Annotated in this window: 14 protein-coding genes and 3 pseudogenes; 10 read left to right on the top strand and 7 right to left on the bottom strand. The window is 42.2% G+C overall.

Features of this window, described 5'->3' with window-relative positions; all coding sequences use genetic code 11:
• Positions 1–70 precede the first annotated feature (70 nt).
• The 6 genes from A7975_RS27270 to A7975_RS27245 all read left to right on the top strand — a co-directional run bounded on the left by A7975_RS27270 (position 71) and on the right by A7975_RS27245 (position 7,842).
• Positions 71–1,495: an alpha/beta hydrolase family protein gene (locus A7975_RS27270; protein WP_065387236.1), complete on the top strand. Its 1,425-nt coding sequence runs from the start codon at positions 71–73 to the stop codon at positions 1,493–1,495.
• Positions 1,496–1,690: 195 nt separating this feature from the next.
• Positions 1,691–2,296: a DUF3267 domain-containing protein gene (locus tag A7975_RS27265; RefSeq protein ID WP_065387235.1), complete on the top strand. Its 606-nt coding sequence runs from the start codon at positions 1,691–1,693 to the stop codon at positions 2,294–2,296.
• A gap of 74 nt (positions 2,297–2,370) precedes the next feature.
• Positions 2,371–2,679, top strand: a complete 309-nt coding sequence (locus A7975_RS34610; protein ID WP_218061038.1) for a hypothetical protein — start codon at positions 2,371–2,373, stop codon at positions 2,677–2,679.
• Between the two features lie 135 nt (positions 2,680–2,814).
• Positions 2,815–3,705: a copper amine oxidase N-terminal domain-containing protein gene (locus tag A7975_RS27255; protein ID WP_065387233.1), complete on the top strand. Its 891-nt coding sequence runs from the start codon at positions 2,815–2,817 to the stop codon at positions 3,703–3,705.
• Positions 3,706–3,934: 229 nt separating this feature from the next.
• On the top strand, positions 3,935–4,405 hold the full coding sequence (locus A7975_RS27250; protein ID WP_065387232.1) for a GNAT family N-acetyltransferase: 471 nt from the start codon (positions 3,935–3,937) through the stop codon (positions 4,403–4,405).
• 320 nt (positions 4,406–4,725) lie between these two features.
• Positions 4,726–7,842 (top strand): hybrid sensor histidine kinase/response regulator, encoded by a 3,117-nt coding sequence (locus A7975_RS27245; RefSeq protein ID WP_065387231.1) that lies wholly within the window; start codon positions 4,726–4,728, stop codon positions 7,840–7,842.
• Positions 7,843–8,004: 162 nt separating this feature from the next.
• Here the strand turns inward: A7975_RS27245 and A7975_RS27240 are convergent.
• Positions 8,005–9,259 (bottom strand): annotated as a pseudogene (locus tag A7975_RS27240) (SpoVR family protein).
• Between the two features lie 167 nt (positions 9,260–9,426).
• On the opposite strand from A7975_RS27240, the gene A7975_RS27235 reads away from it, so the two are divergent.
• Positions 9,427–10,026 carry a Uma2 family endonuclease gene (locus A7975_RS27235; protein WP_065387230.1) on the top strand — a complete coding sequence of 200 codons (600 nt, stop codon included), beginning with the start codon at positions 9,427–9,429 and terminating at the stop codon, positions 10,024–10,026.
• Between the two features lie 441 nt (positions 10,027–10,467).
• Here the strand turns inward: A7975_RS27235 and A7975_RS27230 are convergent, their stop codons facing one another.
• Positions 10,468–11,007 (bottom strand): GNAT family N-acetyltransferase, encoded by a 540-nt coding sequence (locus A7975_RS27230; RefSeq protein ID WP_065387229.1) that lies wholly within the window; start codon positions 11,005–11,007, stop codon positions 10,468–10,470.
• A gap of 401 nt (positions 11,008–11,408) precedes the next feature.
• Here A7975_RS27230 and A7975_RS27225 point away from each other — a divergent pair, with 401 nt between their 5' ends.
• From A7975_RS27225 to A7975_RS27215, 3 genes are all read left to right on the top strand, one after another.
• On the top strand, positions 11,409–12,047 hold the full coding sequence (locus A7975_RS27225) for a DUF4183 domain-containing protein (protein WP_065387228.1): 639 nt from the start codon (positions 11,409–11,411) through the stop codon (positions 12,045–12,047).
• A 78-nt stretch (positions 12,048–12,125) separates the two neighbouring features.
• Positions 12,126–12,410, top strand: a complete 285-nt coding sequence (locus tag A7975_RS27220) for a DUF4183 domain-containing protein (RefSeq protein ID WP_053377372.1) — start codon at positions 12,126–12,128, stop codon at positions 12,408–12,410.
• A gap of 100 nt (positions 12,411–12,510) precedes the next feature.
• Positions 12,511–12,945 (top strand): hypothetical protein, encoded by a 435-nt coding sequence (locus A7975_RS27215; protein ID WP_065387227.1) that lies wholly within the window; start codon positions 12,511–12,513, stop codon positions 12,943–12,945.
• A 70-nt stretch (positions 12,946–13,015) separates the two neighbouring features.
• Here A7975_RS27215 and A7975_RS27210 read toward each other — a convergent pair.
• From A7975_RS27210 to A7975_RS35290, 5 genes and pseudogenes are all read right to left on the bottom strand, one after another.
• Positions 13,016–13,610, bottom strand: a pseudogene (locus A7975_RS27210) (manganese catalase family protein); the annotation flags it as partial.
• A 314-nt stretch (positions 13,611–13,924) separates the two neighbouring features.
• Complete coding sequence (locus tag A7975_RS27205; RefSeq protein ID WP_065387226.1) at positions 13,925–14,131, bottom strand: hypothetical protein; 207 nt, start codon at positions 14,129–14,131, stop codon at positions 13,925–13,927.
• A gap of 462 nt (positions 14,132–14,593) precedes the next feature.
• A pseudogene (locus tag A7975_RS35150) lies at positions 14,594–14,819 on the bottom strand (DUF3231 family protein); the annotation flags it as partial.
• 1 nt (position 14,820) lies between these two features.
• A partial coding sequence (locus A7975_RS35145) for a DUF3231 family protein (RefSeq protein ID WP_255314590.1) occupies positions 14,821–15,175 on the bottom strand: 355 nt, incomplete at its 3' end.
• Positions 15,176–15,318: 143 nt separating this feature from the next.
• The coding region (locus A7975_RS35290) for a WGxxGxxG family protein (protein WP_304362774.1) at positions 15,319–15,530 on the bottom strand (212 nt) is incomplete at its 3' end.
• Positions 15,531–16,588: the final 1,058 nt, after the last annotated feature.

The raw sequence follows: 16,588 nt of genomic DNA, 5'->3' as shown, positions 1-16,588 counted from the left end.
GGTTAATTCAAGGAAAATGTAAGATTGGTGAAAGAGTGGTGCGGTATGATAAAAGTTAGGAGGAATGTTAATGCGCTTGTTGGAACTATTTGCTTATTTGATGAATGTAGGTTTGTTATTTTGGATTTTTTTCAAGCCTAATTGGCTTGCAAGACGGTACTTCGTTGTAAGCTTGGCTCTCAGTACGTTACTTACTCTGTTTCAGCTGCAACTAGAAGGATATCGTTGGCAGATGGTTGCAACGTATTTGTTGACCGTGTTTTTATGGGGGATTGTAATTAAAAGAAAAGTCGAATTCCGCGCCAAAAAGGAGCAGAAAAACCGAAGAAGCGGACGAAAAAAAATATTTTTAGGTCTGCTAGTTTTAATTTATGCATTGATTGCAGGCATACTGCCGGTATGTTTACCGGTATTTTCATTTGAATCCCCGACGGGAACCTATGCGGTAGGCACAGTAACCTATCATTGGATTGACCTGAAGCGAGAAGAAGCTTATAGCAAAGATCCAGAGGATCATCGAGAATTAATGGTGCAGGTTTGGTATCCTTCGCCCGAGGGGGAAAAAGGGAAGAAGAATAGTTACGTACCTTACCTTCCCCGATTCAGTCAAGAGATTAGTAAACAATTCGGGGTACCCGCTTTTCTGCTTCAATATTTACATTTGGTAAAAACACATGCGACGGTGCAATCGAAGCTATCGGAAGCGGCTCCTAAATATCCGATTGTCTTATTTTCGCCGGGTATGGGAGGAACGCGATTTCAAAATATGTTTCAAGTGGAGGAGCTTGCTAGTCATGGGTACATTGTGGTTGGTATGGAACATACCTACCTTTCCGTTGCAACTGTGTTTCCGGATGGAAAGACGACTGGATTTCGTAAGATGAATTTATTAGATCTTTCGTCATCAGATAAAATGACAAGCGAGATCATTGTGAAAGATATTCAGTTTGTACTCGATCAAATCGAAGGCTTGAACCGGGAGGATTCTACGGGTCCGTTCAAAGGGAGGTTGGATCTGGATCGAATCGGAATCTTTGGTCATTCTCTTGGTGGCGCGGCAGCAGCTCAAATGTTGCTTCTTGACCCACGTGTGAAAGCGGGAATCAATATGGACGGCACGTTCTTCGGTGAGCCTATTCCCAAATCGGGATTAAAAAAGCCATTTATGCTTATGAATTCTGAATCATTTGCAACAAAAACAGAGAAGCAGCCTCCACAGAAAATGTTAGATAAATACAAATTGACATTAGAGGACTTCAACAAAATGACCAAGGATATTGTGACACGAAGTCAAAATTCCCTCGCCGGTGGTGGATACTCATTAACGATTCCACATTCCAAGCACTTCAGTTATTCTGATTTTTATATGTATTCGCCGCTTTTGCAATGGATGGAAGGAACCAGTCCAAAGCACGAGCACCGAAGAATTAATGCCTATACAGTTGCATTCTTTGACCGATTTTTACAAAACAAGCCGTCTTCCTTATTTAACTAAACTTCTAAACGATATCCGGAGAATATAGGTGGCCGTGGAAAAATGGTTGATCTATGGATAAAAGAAGTAATACATAGACTGAAAACTCGTGTGTTAGACCGAGAATATTTTTTTCAGAAGGTCAGAGTGTGTCGCTAAAACATATACAACCACAACGAAGAAAAAGAATAGATTTTGGGTAAGGAGGTTGTGAAAGTGAAGATCGTATTTCAGATCCCCAAGACTGATCCCGAAAAACAAGCTGAACTACTATTACAGAAATGGTTAAAAGTAAAAGAACCCAATTCTATATTTACTGCGATTCTTTTTTCAATTCCGTTCATGATTCTAGGTTTGACGATTACGATCATGTTAATGAGTATGTTTACTTCGGCTAATTTAGAGAATTATGGTGCTCATGATGGAACAATAAGCTTTAATTTCAATATATTATTCATCACTAATATTGTCCTACTATTGCTTTTACATGAATTAATCCACTTGATTCTGGTTCCAAACTTCTTGAAATCCCCCAATACAGGGTTAGGGATTCAATTTTTTGGCGGGTTTGTATTTACAGAGGAAATAATGTCTCGAAAGCGATTTATTCTAATATCAATAGCCCCTTTTGGGGTGATATCGATCATTCTACCGTTAATCTTAGGGGCAATTGGATGCTTGGGTCCGACTTTAATCTTTCTTATGCTCCTAAATGCTCTGGGTTCATCAGTTGATTTATTAAATGTTTGGCTGATTTTATTTCAAGTGCCTAAAGAGGCGAAGATTATGAATAGTGGTATGAGTACGTTTTGGAAGGTTTGAGTGGAAATCAAACGAAACTTCAATCCGCTGTCATGTGTGGGATTACGACAAGGAAAACGGGGATGGACCATTTCATGGAATTCCCCGATCGAAACTCTATAGAAGAGCTCTCCGAATTTACTTACAAGGTGTTGTTTTGTTATATGTGTACAGTCATGGAGTATAAAGTGAAAATTTTACGTGAATATGAAACATACTGTTACCAAGTCATTTATTATTTAGTGCAAAATGAGAACCAAGCAGTGATAGCAACAAGACAAGTCTTACTCTTGATATATGATAACAATTCTTTTTTTTCTATGTCTGACATAATGAAACGTAAAGAGATTCGAGGAATTGCTATAAAGCGGGCAATACAAGTTTTAAGTGGCAAAGATAGTTAAGATCACGAAGACTTGCGGCTGCGTATTCGGAAATTTAGCAGCAAGTCGGTCATAGTGTTGTAGTGATTAATTCTTGTGGAAGAGCAACTTTATACTAAAAGCAAGCGTCTGTGGGCGCAACGGGAGGCTATAATTATGAAAAAATGGATGAAAGCAGCAGCAGCCGCATTAACGGTAGCAGGAGTATTGTCAGCGGGTACAACCAGCTTGGCTGCGTCAGCGCAGCCGTCAAAAATGTTTATTAACGGCGTTTACCAAGAAGATGTATTGGTTGTAAACGACAGAACGATGGTTCAACTTCGAGCGTTTAACGACCCCAAATCATTTGTTTACTCCTATGAGACAGCAACAAAGACAATAATCATTCATAACCCGGTTCAGAAAATGACGGTGCATCTAAAAAATGGTTTGAAAACAGCGGAAGTAAACGGCAAGAATGTAAAGTTGGATGCACCTGTTACCGTGAAGGCAGGGAGGACTTACATTCCCGTTCGTTTTGTAACCGAGACGCTCGGCGGTAAAGTTGATTATGACAACGGCGCAAAACATATTATTGTCAGGACCCCAACGGGCGAAGAACAGTTTAAAACACTGAAAAACGGCGATCTTGCCGAAGCGCGGGCACTGGCGATTAATTTGACTCGCGTAAGTAACGGCACAGAGATTGCACCTTATGGCGAGGGTTTCACTACAACGTACAGGTTCCCTAAAGGGGAAGCGCTTCGCTATTTTATTTCGTATAAAGGTTTAGAAACTTATGTGGAAATCAACGCTAAGGGCATTGCTGAGATTAAGTGGCAGAAGGACACTTTGGGCGAAAATGGCGAAGCTGGCAAGGAGCCGAAGCCGTTTGGCGAGTCGGTTACTTTCATAGATAACTTTATGGCGGATATGCTGAATTATGGTTCAGTGGACAGCACAGGTAAATATACGGAGCTAGGCGTCATTAATCGTTATATAGACAAAGAATATGCGAATGTGATCATTATGCCAATTGATGGTGAAACACGGACGGATGCAAGATAGGAAAAAAGGAAATAGCGGTGCGAGAGTGCGTAACTTATTTCCATCTTCGTGGAGCAGATCACAATACGAAAAGCCAATCCTATCATCGTGACAAAGACGATTCCGTTACTTTCATTAGGAATTACAGCAGAAGTTGCGCATTCAGAGGATTGGGAAACAAACCGAGTGAGATGGAACCAGGTTAAACCCAACTATACTTAAGCGATTTCATGAATCGAGGAGGCTGTTTATGTTTTCATATCGGTCGTTACAACTAGGTGATCTTGAAACGCTCTGCTCTTTTCCGCAGAATGAAGAAGAATTATATTTCATGTTCCCTAAAGCCGTATATCCTTTAACCCCTGACCAAATTGAGGAAGTCGTTAAAAACAGATTGGAGCCTACAGTTATTCTGTGTAATCAAGAAGTTGTGTCTTATGCAAATTTTTATGATCATGACGGCGAATCTTGCTGGCTAGGTAATGTTATCGTGTCTCCTGAATATCGAGGAAAAGGCGTATCTCAGTATCTAATTGGGATAATGGAGAACATTGGAAGAGAAAAGTTGAAGGTACAAAAAATCAAACTTGTATGTCATAACACTAATACAAGGGGGATTTTATTTTATATGAAGCATGGATTTAAACCATATGATATCTCTTTAAGAGTTAAGCCTTCCGGGGAATATATTGCAGGTTTACACATGGAGAAGTACCTATAACGAAAATTAAATTAAGCTAAAGAAAGATGTCAGAGACGTTAGTTAAATAAATCAGCGGTAGTCTTGGGCTTTAGTTTCTCGTCCATGGCTTCCGCTGTTTCTTTTATCGGGGTCAGCCTAATGCTTCATTTTACTTGAACCGTTTATTCCGCCTCCTCTTTTTTTGTCCTTCACAGCACTGGCTAATGTGCCTAATCACCCGATTATGGAACAAGGGATTCCCGCAGTTCTTGTCGAAATATGATAGCTACCGGAATGGGCCTTAGCATTTTCAAGCACTTGGCAGAACTGTACGGTGAAACGTTGGGAGTGTGCGCTGTATGATTTGGATAAAAAACAAAACCACCTTGAAATATGCTGTGATGTTCATCCTGTTTCTCTCTATACTTCTCGGCGTCCGGTGGCTATGGTCCGGGGTTTTCCTTACGCCTGAACATCCTCGTGCGGTTCAAGGCGTGCTTGATCTGCGCGGCTGGGACTTCGCCAACTCCCGTTCCATTACGCTGGACGGCGAGTGGGATTTTTATCCGGAAGCATTCGTCACGCATAAAAACAAGGATTGGAAATCCCTGGACAAGCATAATATCATGGTTCCGGGAGATTGGCGAAGTACTTTACCGGCAGGTTCAAAGTCGTCGTTCGGATACGGTACGTACCGGCTGCGCATTTTGGTCGATCCTTTACCTCAACAGTCCTTCGGATTCTGGATTCAGGAAATTCAAGCCTCTTCCGTTGTTGAATTCAACGGTCAGATAGCAGGAGTCGGACAACCGGCGGAGCAAGCGAATACGTATAAGCCCCGCCGGATTTCTTATACCCCGCTTTATAAGGCAAACGGAGTGAATGAGATCGAACTGCTTGTTCGCGTGGCCAATTTTGATAATCCGCTTAATGGCGGTATTGTCAGAAACATCCGCTTCGGATCGGATACGGCCATCAATACCGAAAGGTGGATCTCCATTGGCTTTCAGATTATGACCTTCGTGGTTCTGATGTTTCTTGGCTTGTACGCCGTGATGTTATATTTGTTCAGTTGGCAAAAAGGGTTGCTTGCCTTTTTCATGCTGGTTTTGACCGCCGGGATTACGATTGTGTCTGATAACGACAGCCTGCTGCTGGTAGGTATGCCTTTTATCAACTATGCATGGGCACTGAAAATAAAGATACTCTCGTACTCGTTGGTCCCCTTTTTTTTCCTGCTGATAACGGGAATATTTGCCAAGCTCCGAACAAACACGGTTTTGTTCCGAACGTACGCCATTGTTCTGGTTTTGTATTCAGGATTTGTGTTGGTCATGTCGCCTCCGCACATTTACTATCTTATCGAATTTAAAATATTCAGACTGGTTTATTGGTTTCCAATGATCTGGGTTATCTATCTGATTGGCAAACTTATAGCCAAAAATCAGCCCGGTGCCACTTTCTTGCTGCTTGCCACCATGAGCATATTATCCAGCTCCGCATGGGGACTGATAAATGCTCATTTGGAAGTAATAAACGTTTACTTCCCTTTTGACGTGCTTGTGGCTATCGTCAGTTTTTCAGCTTACTGGTTTAAGCAGTACTTCCGCAATTCCCAAGAAAACGCCAAATTAAACGAGCAATTAAGAATGGCAGACAAGCAGAAGGACGATTTTCTGGCGAACACCTCCCATGAATTGCGAAATCCCCTGCACGGGATGCTGAATATGGCGCAAACCGTCCTTGACAGCGAAAAAAATTCATTGAGCGGCGAGAGCGTCCAAAATTTGGAGCTGGTAATGACGGTCGGTCGACGCATGTCTTTTATGTTAAATGACCTGCTTGATTTGACTCGTCTCAAGGAGGGGAACATCCGTCTGCACGTGCAGGCCGTTCAGCTGCAGGCGGTCGTTTCCGGCGTATTCGACATGCTTCGCTTCATGACCGTTAGTAAACCGATCCGGCTGGTCAAAGAGATTCCGAACGAGTTTCCTCCTGTGATGGCCGACGAAAACCGACTCATTCAAATTTTGTATAATCTCGTTCACAATGCAATCAAATTTACCAACGAAGGAACCGTCGCCATCCGGGTGGTCGCACAAGACGGGAAGGCGTACATTAGCGTTGCTGATACGGGCGTCGGCATGGACGAGGAGACGCTTAAAAGAATCTTTAACCCTTACGAGCAAGGCGACTCCGGCATGACGGCGGCGCCCGGGGGCGGCATCGGACTGGGACTCGGCATTTGCAAGCAGTTAGTGGAGCTGCACGGCGAAACGTTGGAAGTGACGTCTGTCTCTGGCCAAGGTTCTGCATTTACCTTTGCTTTGGCTCTGTCCGATTCGCCCGTTCAACGGGAAGCGGATTTTGCAACAAGTCTGCCGCCTGTCTATGCAGCAACCGCCGCCGCTGCCGACTCGAACATCCATTACGGTACGAATGACGATTCTGCCGTTGCGGAGAGAACGGTGCGACCTTCGGTTTTGGCCGTGGACGATGATCCGTTGAACTTGAAAATATTGGATAATATTCTGGCTGGGGAATCTTTCGACATCATTGCGGTTACGAGCGGCAATGATGCCCTGTCTCATCTGAACACGAGAGTATGGGACCTTGTTATTGCTGACGTCATGATGCCTCACATGTCGGGGTATGAATTAACGAGAGCTATTCGTGAACGATACTCTAGCTCGGAACTGCCCGTTTTGCTTCTGACCGCGCGCAACAAGCCAGAAGATATCGCCGCTGGTTTTTTGGCTGGGGCTAACGATTACATTTTGAAGCCTGCGGATGCGATGGAGTTAAAGGCTCGGGTGCGGGCATTAACGGATCTGAACCGTTCCGTGCGCGAACGCCTGCGTATGGAAGCGGCATGGCTGCAGGCGCAAATACAACCGCACTTTTTATTCAACGCCCTCAATGCGATAGCTGCGCTTAGCGACATCAATCTGGACAGAATGCGCCTACTGCTCGACGAGTTCGGCAATTATCTAAGGGCCAGTTTCAACTTTCAAAATTCCGAGCTGCTTGTTCCGCTGGGACAGGAGCTTGCTCTCGTACGTTCTTATTTATATATCGAGAATGAACGTTTCGAAGGCAGGCTGAATACGGTTTGGGAAGTCGAAGCGAACATGGAGCTAAGGCTTCCCCCGCTATCCATTCAACCGCTTGTCGAAAACGCAGTACGGCACGGCATCATGAGTCGTTCGTCGGGCGGAATGATTCATATTCATATCGCCGAATATGAAGATCGTACAGAAGTAACCGTTGCCGATAACGGCGTGGGAATGGATACAAAAACGCGGCAACAGATATTCGACAAACGTTCGAACCAAAGGCAGGGAGTCGGTTTGTTCAATATTAATCAACGGTTGAAACAATTATATGGGAAGGGGCTGCACATTCAGAGTGATCCGGGTCAAGGGACGATAGTCGTCTTTACCGTGCCGAATAATGCGGTGAACCACTTGATTTAGCGGCTCGCCGATGCGCATTGGCAAAAAAATGAAGGCAGTGGAGGCGCCCCCTCGCCCCTCTGGACGGAAAAAAGAAACCCCAATCGAATGAGATTGGGGTTTTGGTGTAAGCTTTATGCATGACAGCTCGTCAATGCAGAGTTAAGAAACAATTTCACTAAATCAAACAAACTTCCGACTCGTCTTCTTCCCATCGCAGCTAAACACGATCTTCTTATCCTCAACAAACGTCTCCAAATGCACGTTTTTCCCCAAAAGCTGCACAACATGAGGCAGCGTGCGCTCTACATATTTGAGATCAAGCTCCATACCCTCATACTCATGAATCAGATACAGCTCACCCACACGGTTGAAATCCCCATCATTAACCATCAAGCTGGGAAACCCGCCGATTACTTTGGAATAAACGAGTTGATCACGAATATTCTCCCAAGATTTATCGGTAATTTTCCACTCCGGCCCTTTTTTCTCGAAAATGTACAGATCCAGATCATTAACCAAATCCTTCGTCAGGTAGTTTCTCAGGAAAGAGATGCCGGAATCGAGCTCACGCACCTCGAACATTTTTTCTCTGCCCTTGCCAGGTACGCGACCGAAGCGTTCTATTTCCTCAGATATCGGGTTATCCCAACGCCGCTCGATATCCTCAAATATTTTCAGTCCCAGGTAGTATGGGTTCAACGTATGACCCGAAGGCTGCGCCACTGAGGAGTTCAGCTTAGCTTATTCAATCGTTTCATCGTCGCTTAGATCGAGTTCTCTTATGATCCGTTGATGGAAAAAAGTCGCCCAGCCTTCATTCATAATCTTCGTTTCCATCTGCGCCCAGAAATAAAGCATTTCATCTCGCAGCATCGTTAAGATGTCACGCTGCCACGGCTCCAGTATCGATGAATACTCTTCAATGAACCATAAAATACCCTTTTCCGGCTATGGAGGGAAGCGTATAGGTTGATCTTGATTAACCGGAATATCATTCGTGATATTTAGCGACCAGATATCATCATATGGCGATTGTACCGTTGTTGAAGTGGTGGGATTTTGCTTCTTCAAAGAAGAAACATAAGCCTCCTTAGGCATTTGGTAAGGCTTCACAATCGAAGGATCGACATGCTCCTGAATGGCAAGGACGGCATCTATGAACTGCTCCACAGCTAAGTATCAGCTTATTTTGCACGAGAGAGTTGCTGTCGAGCAGAAAGGCATAGCAGGGATCGGAGTTGATAACGAGCTCATAGATTTTACTATGCCCGAAATCGTATTGCATCTTCATTTTGTTGAACGTCTTCCCGAAGCTCCAATGGTTGAAGCGGGTAGGCATGCCATAAGCACCGAAGGTATAAATGATATCTGATGGGCAAATTTCATATCGCATGGAGTAGAAATCAAGTCCAAATCCAGTAGCGATCTCCGTAATTTAATCAATCGCATATTCCAATGCCTTCATATCCGAGGTTGTCATTGTTGGACCCCCTATGAGAATTTGTGGGTTAGGTGAAACACTTCAATAATCGGGTAATACTGATGATAATGAATGAGTAAAAATAGCAACGATCCACTTGATCATGTTACAATTACATTAATATGATACTTAAAATCAGAAGGAGGTCGAACATCGTGTCAAATCCGGATGAGAAGAAAAGCCACACCTATCAAGATTGGCTGACCTGGGACGGAACGTGGGAGTTAATTAACGGCAAAGCCTATAATATGTCGCCGGCTCCGACCTCGTTGCATCAATTTATTGTTGGTGAGCTTCATTTCGCTCTGAGGACATTCTTTCAGAATCGGAGCTGCTATGTGTTCGTTGCTCCATTTGATGTGTTCTTCAGCGAGAGTGATGATTATCTGTCACCTGATCACGTCACGCAGCCCGATCTTTCGGTCGTTTGCTCGAAGGAACAAATATCCAAGAATGGCTGTCATGGTGCACCGACCATAATCATTGAAGTGCTGTCGCCATCCACCGCATTGAAGGACTTCAACGAGAAGTTCAACTTATATCAGAAGTATGGTGTGCAGGAATATTGGATTGTCGATCCTGGCAATCGAACGGTTCATGTGTATGCGCTGCAGGATGGCAATTACCAGGTACGTCATTTGCATACGGAGCAGGAAACGATTCAATCGATCGTATTTAAAGATTTGCAATTGCCAATGAACAGGCTGTTCAGTCTGGAATAACAAAAACAATAAGCCGGTGAGATGCAATCTCGACCGGTTTTTTTGTGCCCTAAATTCAAGCACCTTGGCGATACGAAGCCCAGCCCTCATTCATAATCCCACGCCTTACGGATAAGCTCTTCCGGACGCGCTGGGCTGATGAAACAACCTGGACGAATGGCAAACGCACTTTCTACAGTCGCCCTGGCGTGGAGCTGATTGTACAAGAACAAGTGAAGGATCTTCATGGGGCATGGTCATTTTGGGCGGAGCAGGTTGTAGAAAAGGATGCATCGGTGACACCGCCGATCAATCAGACTAAGCCGGTTATGACGATCACGTATCCAACCGGCACAACGGCATTTCTTTATATCGACTATGCTGGGACTGAAAAAAGCTTTAACTTGATGGAGGGTATGATTAACCCTGGAAGGGTGGTCCGTGTACAAGGGCAAGTGTACGCTAAAGGGGCATGGTCGAATATGAGTAATAGCCGTTACTTAGAGCAGTGCCAACGGCTACAAAACGAGGTAATCGTCCATATTCTATGAACCCCAGGGATTTGTACAGTTTGGCGGCGCGTTCGTTGTCACCACGGAAGTCAATGGTCAGCACCTCAATCCCAGCATTGACAGCAGGGGAAATCAAATGATTCATGAGACGACGACCTAATCCATGGCCTTGATACCGTGGATCGATTGCCACCTTTTCAATGTCGGCATGGGGACTGTGAGTCGGGCGATTGTAACGCCTCCACCATTCAATACCCGCAAGATCTGAGTCGACCCAAGCTGCGATTAGGCATGCATTTCCTTCATCGCTTGCGATGGCCAACTCTCGAAGCAGGCAGGTTACCTCTTCTATTGAAGGTGGATCTATCCACCCGATTGCTGCACCCTTTGAAACAAGCTCCTGATATAGCTGTGCTGCTCTTTTGACAAACGATAAGTCTTCTGTGTTTCCGATATCTACCACACTTAACACAATAGATTTCTCCATCATGACTCCCCCATCTATGATTCTTCTAAGTGGCGATCTTAGAGGCAATCTCTAACTTTATAAATTCGCATTTTACTTGGTTTACTCCATAAAAAAGTCAAGGAATGGAATAACCACATTTGATTCTTATCTGGGACGATCGCTTCCAACCCCGTATACAGCAAAATATTTTCAATAATAACACAAGACTTTCCTCTGTCGTTTGGAATAATCAAAAAGAAAGAGATATCACATGACGATCACGAATCCAATCGGCACAACAGCAGCAATTTTTCTCATAATTGAAGTAGTCCGAAACCCATTTTCAATAAATATAGTTTATCGTCTACAAGTGGTTAGTCTAAAGTCCATACCTCCAATGGAGTAAAATCATAATATAAGTTGTTAATAGGGAGGTGTTTAGTTTGTGGTGTGATAATAGCAATAAAAAAAATCGAATCACTCAAGTGAAAAATAAACCACTGCTTAAAGAGATATGTACCCTCAAAAAAAAGAGCATTCGTGTAACAGCTAAACTAAAATTGAAGAGCTCTTGTATCTGCCAAAGTAAAGCTTGTAAAAAGATAACAATTATTGCTTGTCCTGTGAAAAGAAAAAAACGTAAAAGAGTTATTTCAAAAAGAAAAATATTTATTCGTCTAGAGCCAGTAATTAACGTAACCGCTCCGCAAGGGCCTCAAGGGCTTCAAGGTCCGCAAGGGTTACAAGGCATACAAGGACCCACGGGACCAGTCATCAATCCACTTGTCAGTAGTATGCTAACTGCGAAAAGATATTTTTTTATTGCGAGCACAGATATTCCTCTGCCAACAGAAATTCCTGCGAATCAATTCATAAACGATGCTAGTGAATCAATAACGGAATTTATAGACTTAGATCAAAATAGCTATGCTAATCTCTATATCAACGGAATAATGCAAGATGGCAACTCTTATCGTTTAAGTTCAACCACCTTGACCATCATTCCCAACCATGACATTATTTTTGCAGGTACCCCAATTGTAATTGAAACCGTTCGCTTGTCTGTGCAATTAATCTCTTAAAATGATGCAATGTACAATTAGCCGTTCACTGAATTCTATCAATTGCATAAGCTAGTTGAGAGAAGCGAGGTGATATAAATGCCAATTACAAAACCCTTTATGGCTGCTAGAAGATTTAGTGCTACAGCAGCAGACGGAACTGGTGTCGGTGCTGCATATAATATTCTTGCTACAGCCACCACCAATGATGCCGGTGTTGCTCCCACAGCATTTCCAACTGCTCCTGCGTATTATAATCTTTACATCAATGCACAGATTCAAACAGCGGATACTTCCAGCGTAACCACTACTGCTATTACCATTCCAGACGGTGATACGCTCGACCCTGCAACTCCAATTGTAATCGAATTTGTTGTAAACTAATTTTCTAAATTGACGTGATGCCGAAAATCCTTATTGTTTTGGATTTTCGGCATAGTCAAAATAAACGACCATTGTTGTATATCTGATACGTACTCGCGGAATGGCAATCATATATCCAATCTTTCCCCCCATAGTTTCTGGATATGTTTATAATGTAAGTGCTCAAACTGTTCCTGTAGAGAATGATGTTACATTCGATTCAAATGGTATTCTTAGACCTGAAATTACTCTTACCCTCGGAACTGCTCAGATTGCAGTTACCAATTCGGGAAACTACGAGGTTACTTTTTCCGTGTCAGGAGTAGAACCCAACCAATTCGCACTATTTTTAAATGGCGCCCTGGCTACGGGAACCGTTTACGGTTCAGGTGCCGGCACTCAGCAAAATAAAGGTCAGGCTACAATCGCTCTAGCATTTGGGGATTTTCTTACTTTGCGAAATCATAGTTCAGCAGCAGCGGTTACCCTTCAGACTTTGGCTGGTGGCACACAAACAAACGTAAACGCTTCAGTTGTTAAAAAAAAATTGAGTTAGTTTTTTACATCCCACAGATGACAACCTAATATCGTAATTCGGAACGGAAAATAAATTGCCCCAATCGAANCCCAATCGACGCCAAGCGTTTCTAGAGCCTTAGCAAATGCGTTCTGATTTGCATTATCACGCACCATAAGAAAGGCTAATGTTTCCCGAAACGTCTTATTTGAACTCATTTCATAAATCCTTGATTTTTGTAAAACGCCAGTAGACTCACGCACTACATTATTCAATAATCACTGATTAATTACCGTGATTATACACGTAATTGCCCAGCCATGAATTACCTGCAGCATCGACAGGCAAAGAGCTTTGGGCACCAACGATATAGTGGTGGGGATTAGCGAGTTTAACGGCTTCATCGAGAGGGCGGAGTCAACACCGATATTACCAGGCAGCTCTCCTCCGGAACCGTTCAATAATTGGTTAATTGTATGTTGAACTAGTTCAACATGGCTTATTTCCTCTAGAAACACACCACGGATTAAATCACGGTATTGTGTAGCATTACCGCGAAAGTTGCTGCTCTGAAAAAAGTACTGCATCATTGTACGCATTTCGCCAAATTGCCCGCCAAGCGTTTCTTGTAAAACCTTGGCTGCTGCTGGATCAGGTTTGTCCACTACAATGTTGTTGATTAAGTCTTCTTTATAGAAGTACATATAACCTCATTCCATACATTCTTTGCATGAAAATACAAAGGACATATAATTAGTGTGATTAGTGTGAATAGTGATTTACACCAAATGGTTGCTGATTATTCATATTTGAATAGGCATTTATCTGCGAGTTAGTTGTTTGTGCATGTGAAATTTGATTGCAGATATTGGAGATTTGTTGTAATTGTTGTAGTGCCGTTTGATGTCCTTGTAAGGCTGTTTGAATTATTTGTGCAGCTTGTTGTTCACGTTGAGCGATTTGCTGAGAAATTTGGTTGNATTACCGCGAAAGTTGCTGCTCTGAAAAAAGCACTGCATCATTGTACGCATTTCGCCAAATTGGCATTTACCTGCGATTTAGTTGTTTGTGCATGTGAAATTTGATTGCAGATATTGGAGATTTGTTGTAATTGTTGTAGTGCCGTTTGATGTCCTTGTAAGGCTGTTTGAATTATTTGTGCAGCTTGTTGTTCACGTTGAGCGATTTGCTGAGAAATTTGGTTGTTTGGTTGAAATTGATTCATTGTATTGTTTCCTTCTTTTTAGTAATTATTTTTTCTTGAATATAGTTCCTTAGAATCAAAAATATATACAAAGAGATTTTTTATTGATTAATAGCTACCAATACATAAAAAAGCTGCATATTCGAATTAAATCGAGATGCAGCATTAGGGAGTGAAACGTTATTTATTTTATCCCACGGAGGAAATTTAATACTTTGACCCAATAAATCATTTCAATTTAATACAGTTTTGTTTAGAACAAAATTGTCGTAGCCCATCCCAATTCCCCCATAAACATCCTTTACAATTATTGGGCTGTTTTGGTTTGAAATATGTATTTTTCATCAATTTATATTTTCCTCCCACATAATTTCAGCTCCTAATTTGAAAATAATATATCCAACTTTATTTTTTGTATCCAAAATTTATTATAGCGTCTTGATAAAATAAGAAAAATCCTATCCCAAAGGGATAGGATTTACTTTAGACGTTAACTGTTTCAGGCCTTTTAATTTGTAAAGGAGGAGGAATAAGCCATCCCTTATCTTTACTCATCTCAAGTATTTTTAAGCCTAATGCTGTTTTTGTGATATGGTACTTCGCAAAAAATGCGCCAATATCCTCCCTTATGGATTGACCCATAACTTGACTACAAGCAACTAGCCCCATCGAAGTGTCAGCTGCAATCATAGCTGAAATTTCGGGATCANGACTACAAGCAACTAGCCCCATCGAAGTGTCAGCTGCAATCTTAGCTGAAATTTCGGGATCTGTAAATCTTGCACCTACAGGGATATCTTCAAGTTTTACTGACGGTCTTTCAGGCATTACTGGAGTGGCAGCAATCCCGTTATCAGTAAGCAATGCATCTAGTTCCTTAATTTCAAGTTTTGCTTGATCAATGAGTGCGTCCAGCACCTTTTTAAGTTCTTTGTCGCCGGCGTGGTTTAAATAAGCTTGATAGCAAGATATAGAACCTTTTGCCACCGTAGAAGCTTGCCAAACACTAAATACTTCACCGTAATGCATGGGTTCATCTTTTGGATTGCCGTTTAATATTCCCATTTAGTAATGCTCCTTTTATTCTTAATTTTGACTTGGTTAATATGTCCGCGAGTAGATAAATCATGTTTGGTACTTTATAACATATAGGAACCTGCATGATTTTTTTAAGTACTAGTAATCGCACACAAACACCCCCAGTGTANCGATCTCGAGCACGATTTCTAGCTCCTGCTAAACCAATTAAACCTAATAGACCAAGCCAACCCCAATCAAAACCATCATCATCTGTTGTTGCATTTGTTCTGTAGTTATTTGCGTTCATTGTAGTTCCGTTATTCGAACGGTCATAATTCTCTGCAGATACAGGTATAGCCGAAAACATCATGATACAACCGATTAAGCTAATAACTATCATCACTCTTTTCATTTTAATACCCCATTCACTTTTTAGAATTAAAATCAACTTTATTTTTTGTTTCAATGCAAATATTTATACATTAGGACAACACATTTATTGAATAATCCATATCGAGATAATAGGAGGTAATAAAGATAAATAAAAATGTAAAGTGACATAAGAGAGACATAAGAGACAAATGTGTCTGCCTTGGTTAATAGCGATCACTTTAGCTAATATTTGAAGGGGAATGTGTGACAGCACTTCCTTGTTATTTTCCAGGACGATGACAAGAACATGGTCAAAACGGGATAATTAATTAATTGATGTCGCCGTGTGGAAGGAAAAAATCGCCTTATGAGAGTGAGTGAAACTGGTGATAACACCTGAACCGATTGAGTTGCAGTACATAAAACGTCTAAGTGACGAAGAGAATACTCTGATCGAAGCGCTACGGACGATCCATTTGGCGAGGCATACATAAAGAGGTATTAATTAATGAGTAAAACAAGGGATGGGGTCGATTCCGGATAGCTGCGGCAGTTTCTTGATTACTTAAAAGTGGCCAGTAATGGCACAAATTGAGTGTAGCTGCCATGGCGGCTGTGCTCAAACTGTATTCCTTGTAGGGACTGATGTGACATAAGTACATAATCATAAACCGGCTAGTTGCACCTCATTGGCTTTCACGAAGAAATGACGAAGCTTATACAAAAACGTGTACTCGAAAAAATGGGGAAATATACGAGATTTGGAATCGCATCTGTCTCGATAGCCCTCTAGCATTTGCGGGAGGGAGCTGCCAACGCTAGAGGGCTTGTTCGGAGAGCAGTTCGGTGGTTATCCATAAGGGGAAATGCTGTCGTTCGTTCATAAAACATAAACAGGGGAGCCTTAGGGGCTCTCTTTTTCTATCTTACTATAAGGCAACATTGAATTATCAGAATTGTCTGCTTTTGTAATAATTTTGACCATCCTTTTTTGTGGATTTCATTAAAATGAAGGAGAAAGAGGAGGAGGGTGGTAGGCATGAACATCGGATTAATTGGGTGTGGAACGATGGGGAGAGTATACCT

Origin of the sequence: Bacillus sp. FJAT-26390, assembly GCF_001682865.1 — a bacterium.
Lineage (GTDB): Bacteria > Bacillota > Bacilli > Paenibacillales > Paenibacillaceae > Pristimantibacillus.
Note: the sequence above shows the minus strand (reverse complement) of the source record. Positions and strands in the feature narration are given on the sequence as shown.

Bases quoted from the DNA above. Each gene is read 5' to 3' on its own strand.
- A7975_RS27270 (WP_065387236.1), top strand. From the start codon at position 71: ATGCGCTTGTTGGAACTATTTGCTTATTTGATGAATGTAGGTTTGTTA.
- A7975_RS34610 (WP_218061038.1), top strand. From the start codon at position 2,371: ATGGAATTCCCCGATCGAAACTCTATAGAAGAGCTCTCCGAATTTACT.
- A7975_RS27255 (WP_065387233.1), top strand. From the start codon at position 2,815: ATGAAAAAATGGATGAAAGCAGCAGCAGCCGCATTAACGGTAGCAGGA.
- A7975_RS27250 (WP_065387232.1), top strand. From the start codon at position 3,935: ATGTTTTCATATCGGTCGTTACAACTAGGTGATCTTGAAACGCTCTGC.
- A7975_RS27245 (WP_065387231.1), top strand. From the start codon at position 4,726: ATGATTTGGATAAAAAACAAAACCACCTTGAAATATGCTGTGATGTTC.
- A7975_RS27235 (WP_065387230.1), top strand. From the start codon at position 9,427: ATGATACTTAAAATCAGAAGGAGGTCGAACATCGTGTCAAATCCGGAT.
- A7975_RS27230 (WP_065387229.1), bottom strand. From the start codon at position 11,007: ATGATGGAGAAATCTATTGTGTTAAGTGTGGTAGATATCGGAAACACA.
- A7975_RS27220 (WP_053377372.1), top strand. From the start codon at position 12,126: ATGCCAATTACAAAACCCTTTATGGCTGCTAGAAGATTTAGTGCTACA.
- A7975_RS27215 (WP_065387227.1), top strand. From the start codon at position 12,511: ATGGCAATCATATATCCAATCTTTCCCCCCATAGTTTCTGGATATGTT.
- A7975_RS27205 (WP_065387226.1), bottom strand. From the start codon at position 14,131: ATGAATCAATTTCAACCAAACAACCAAATTTCTCAGCAAATCGCTCAA.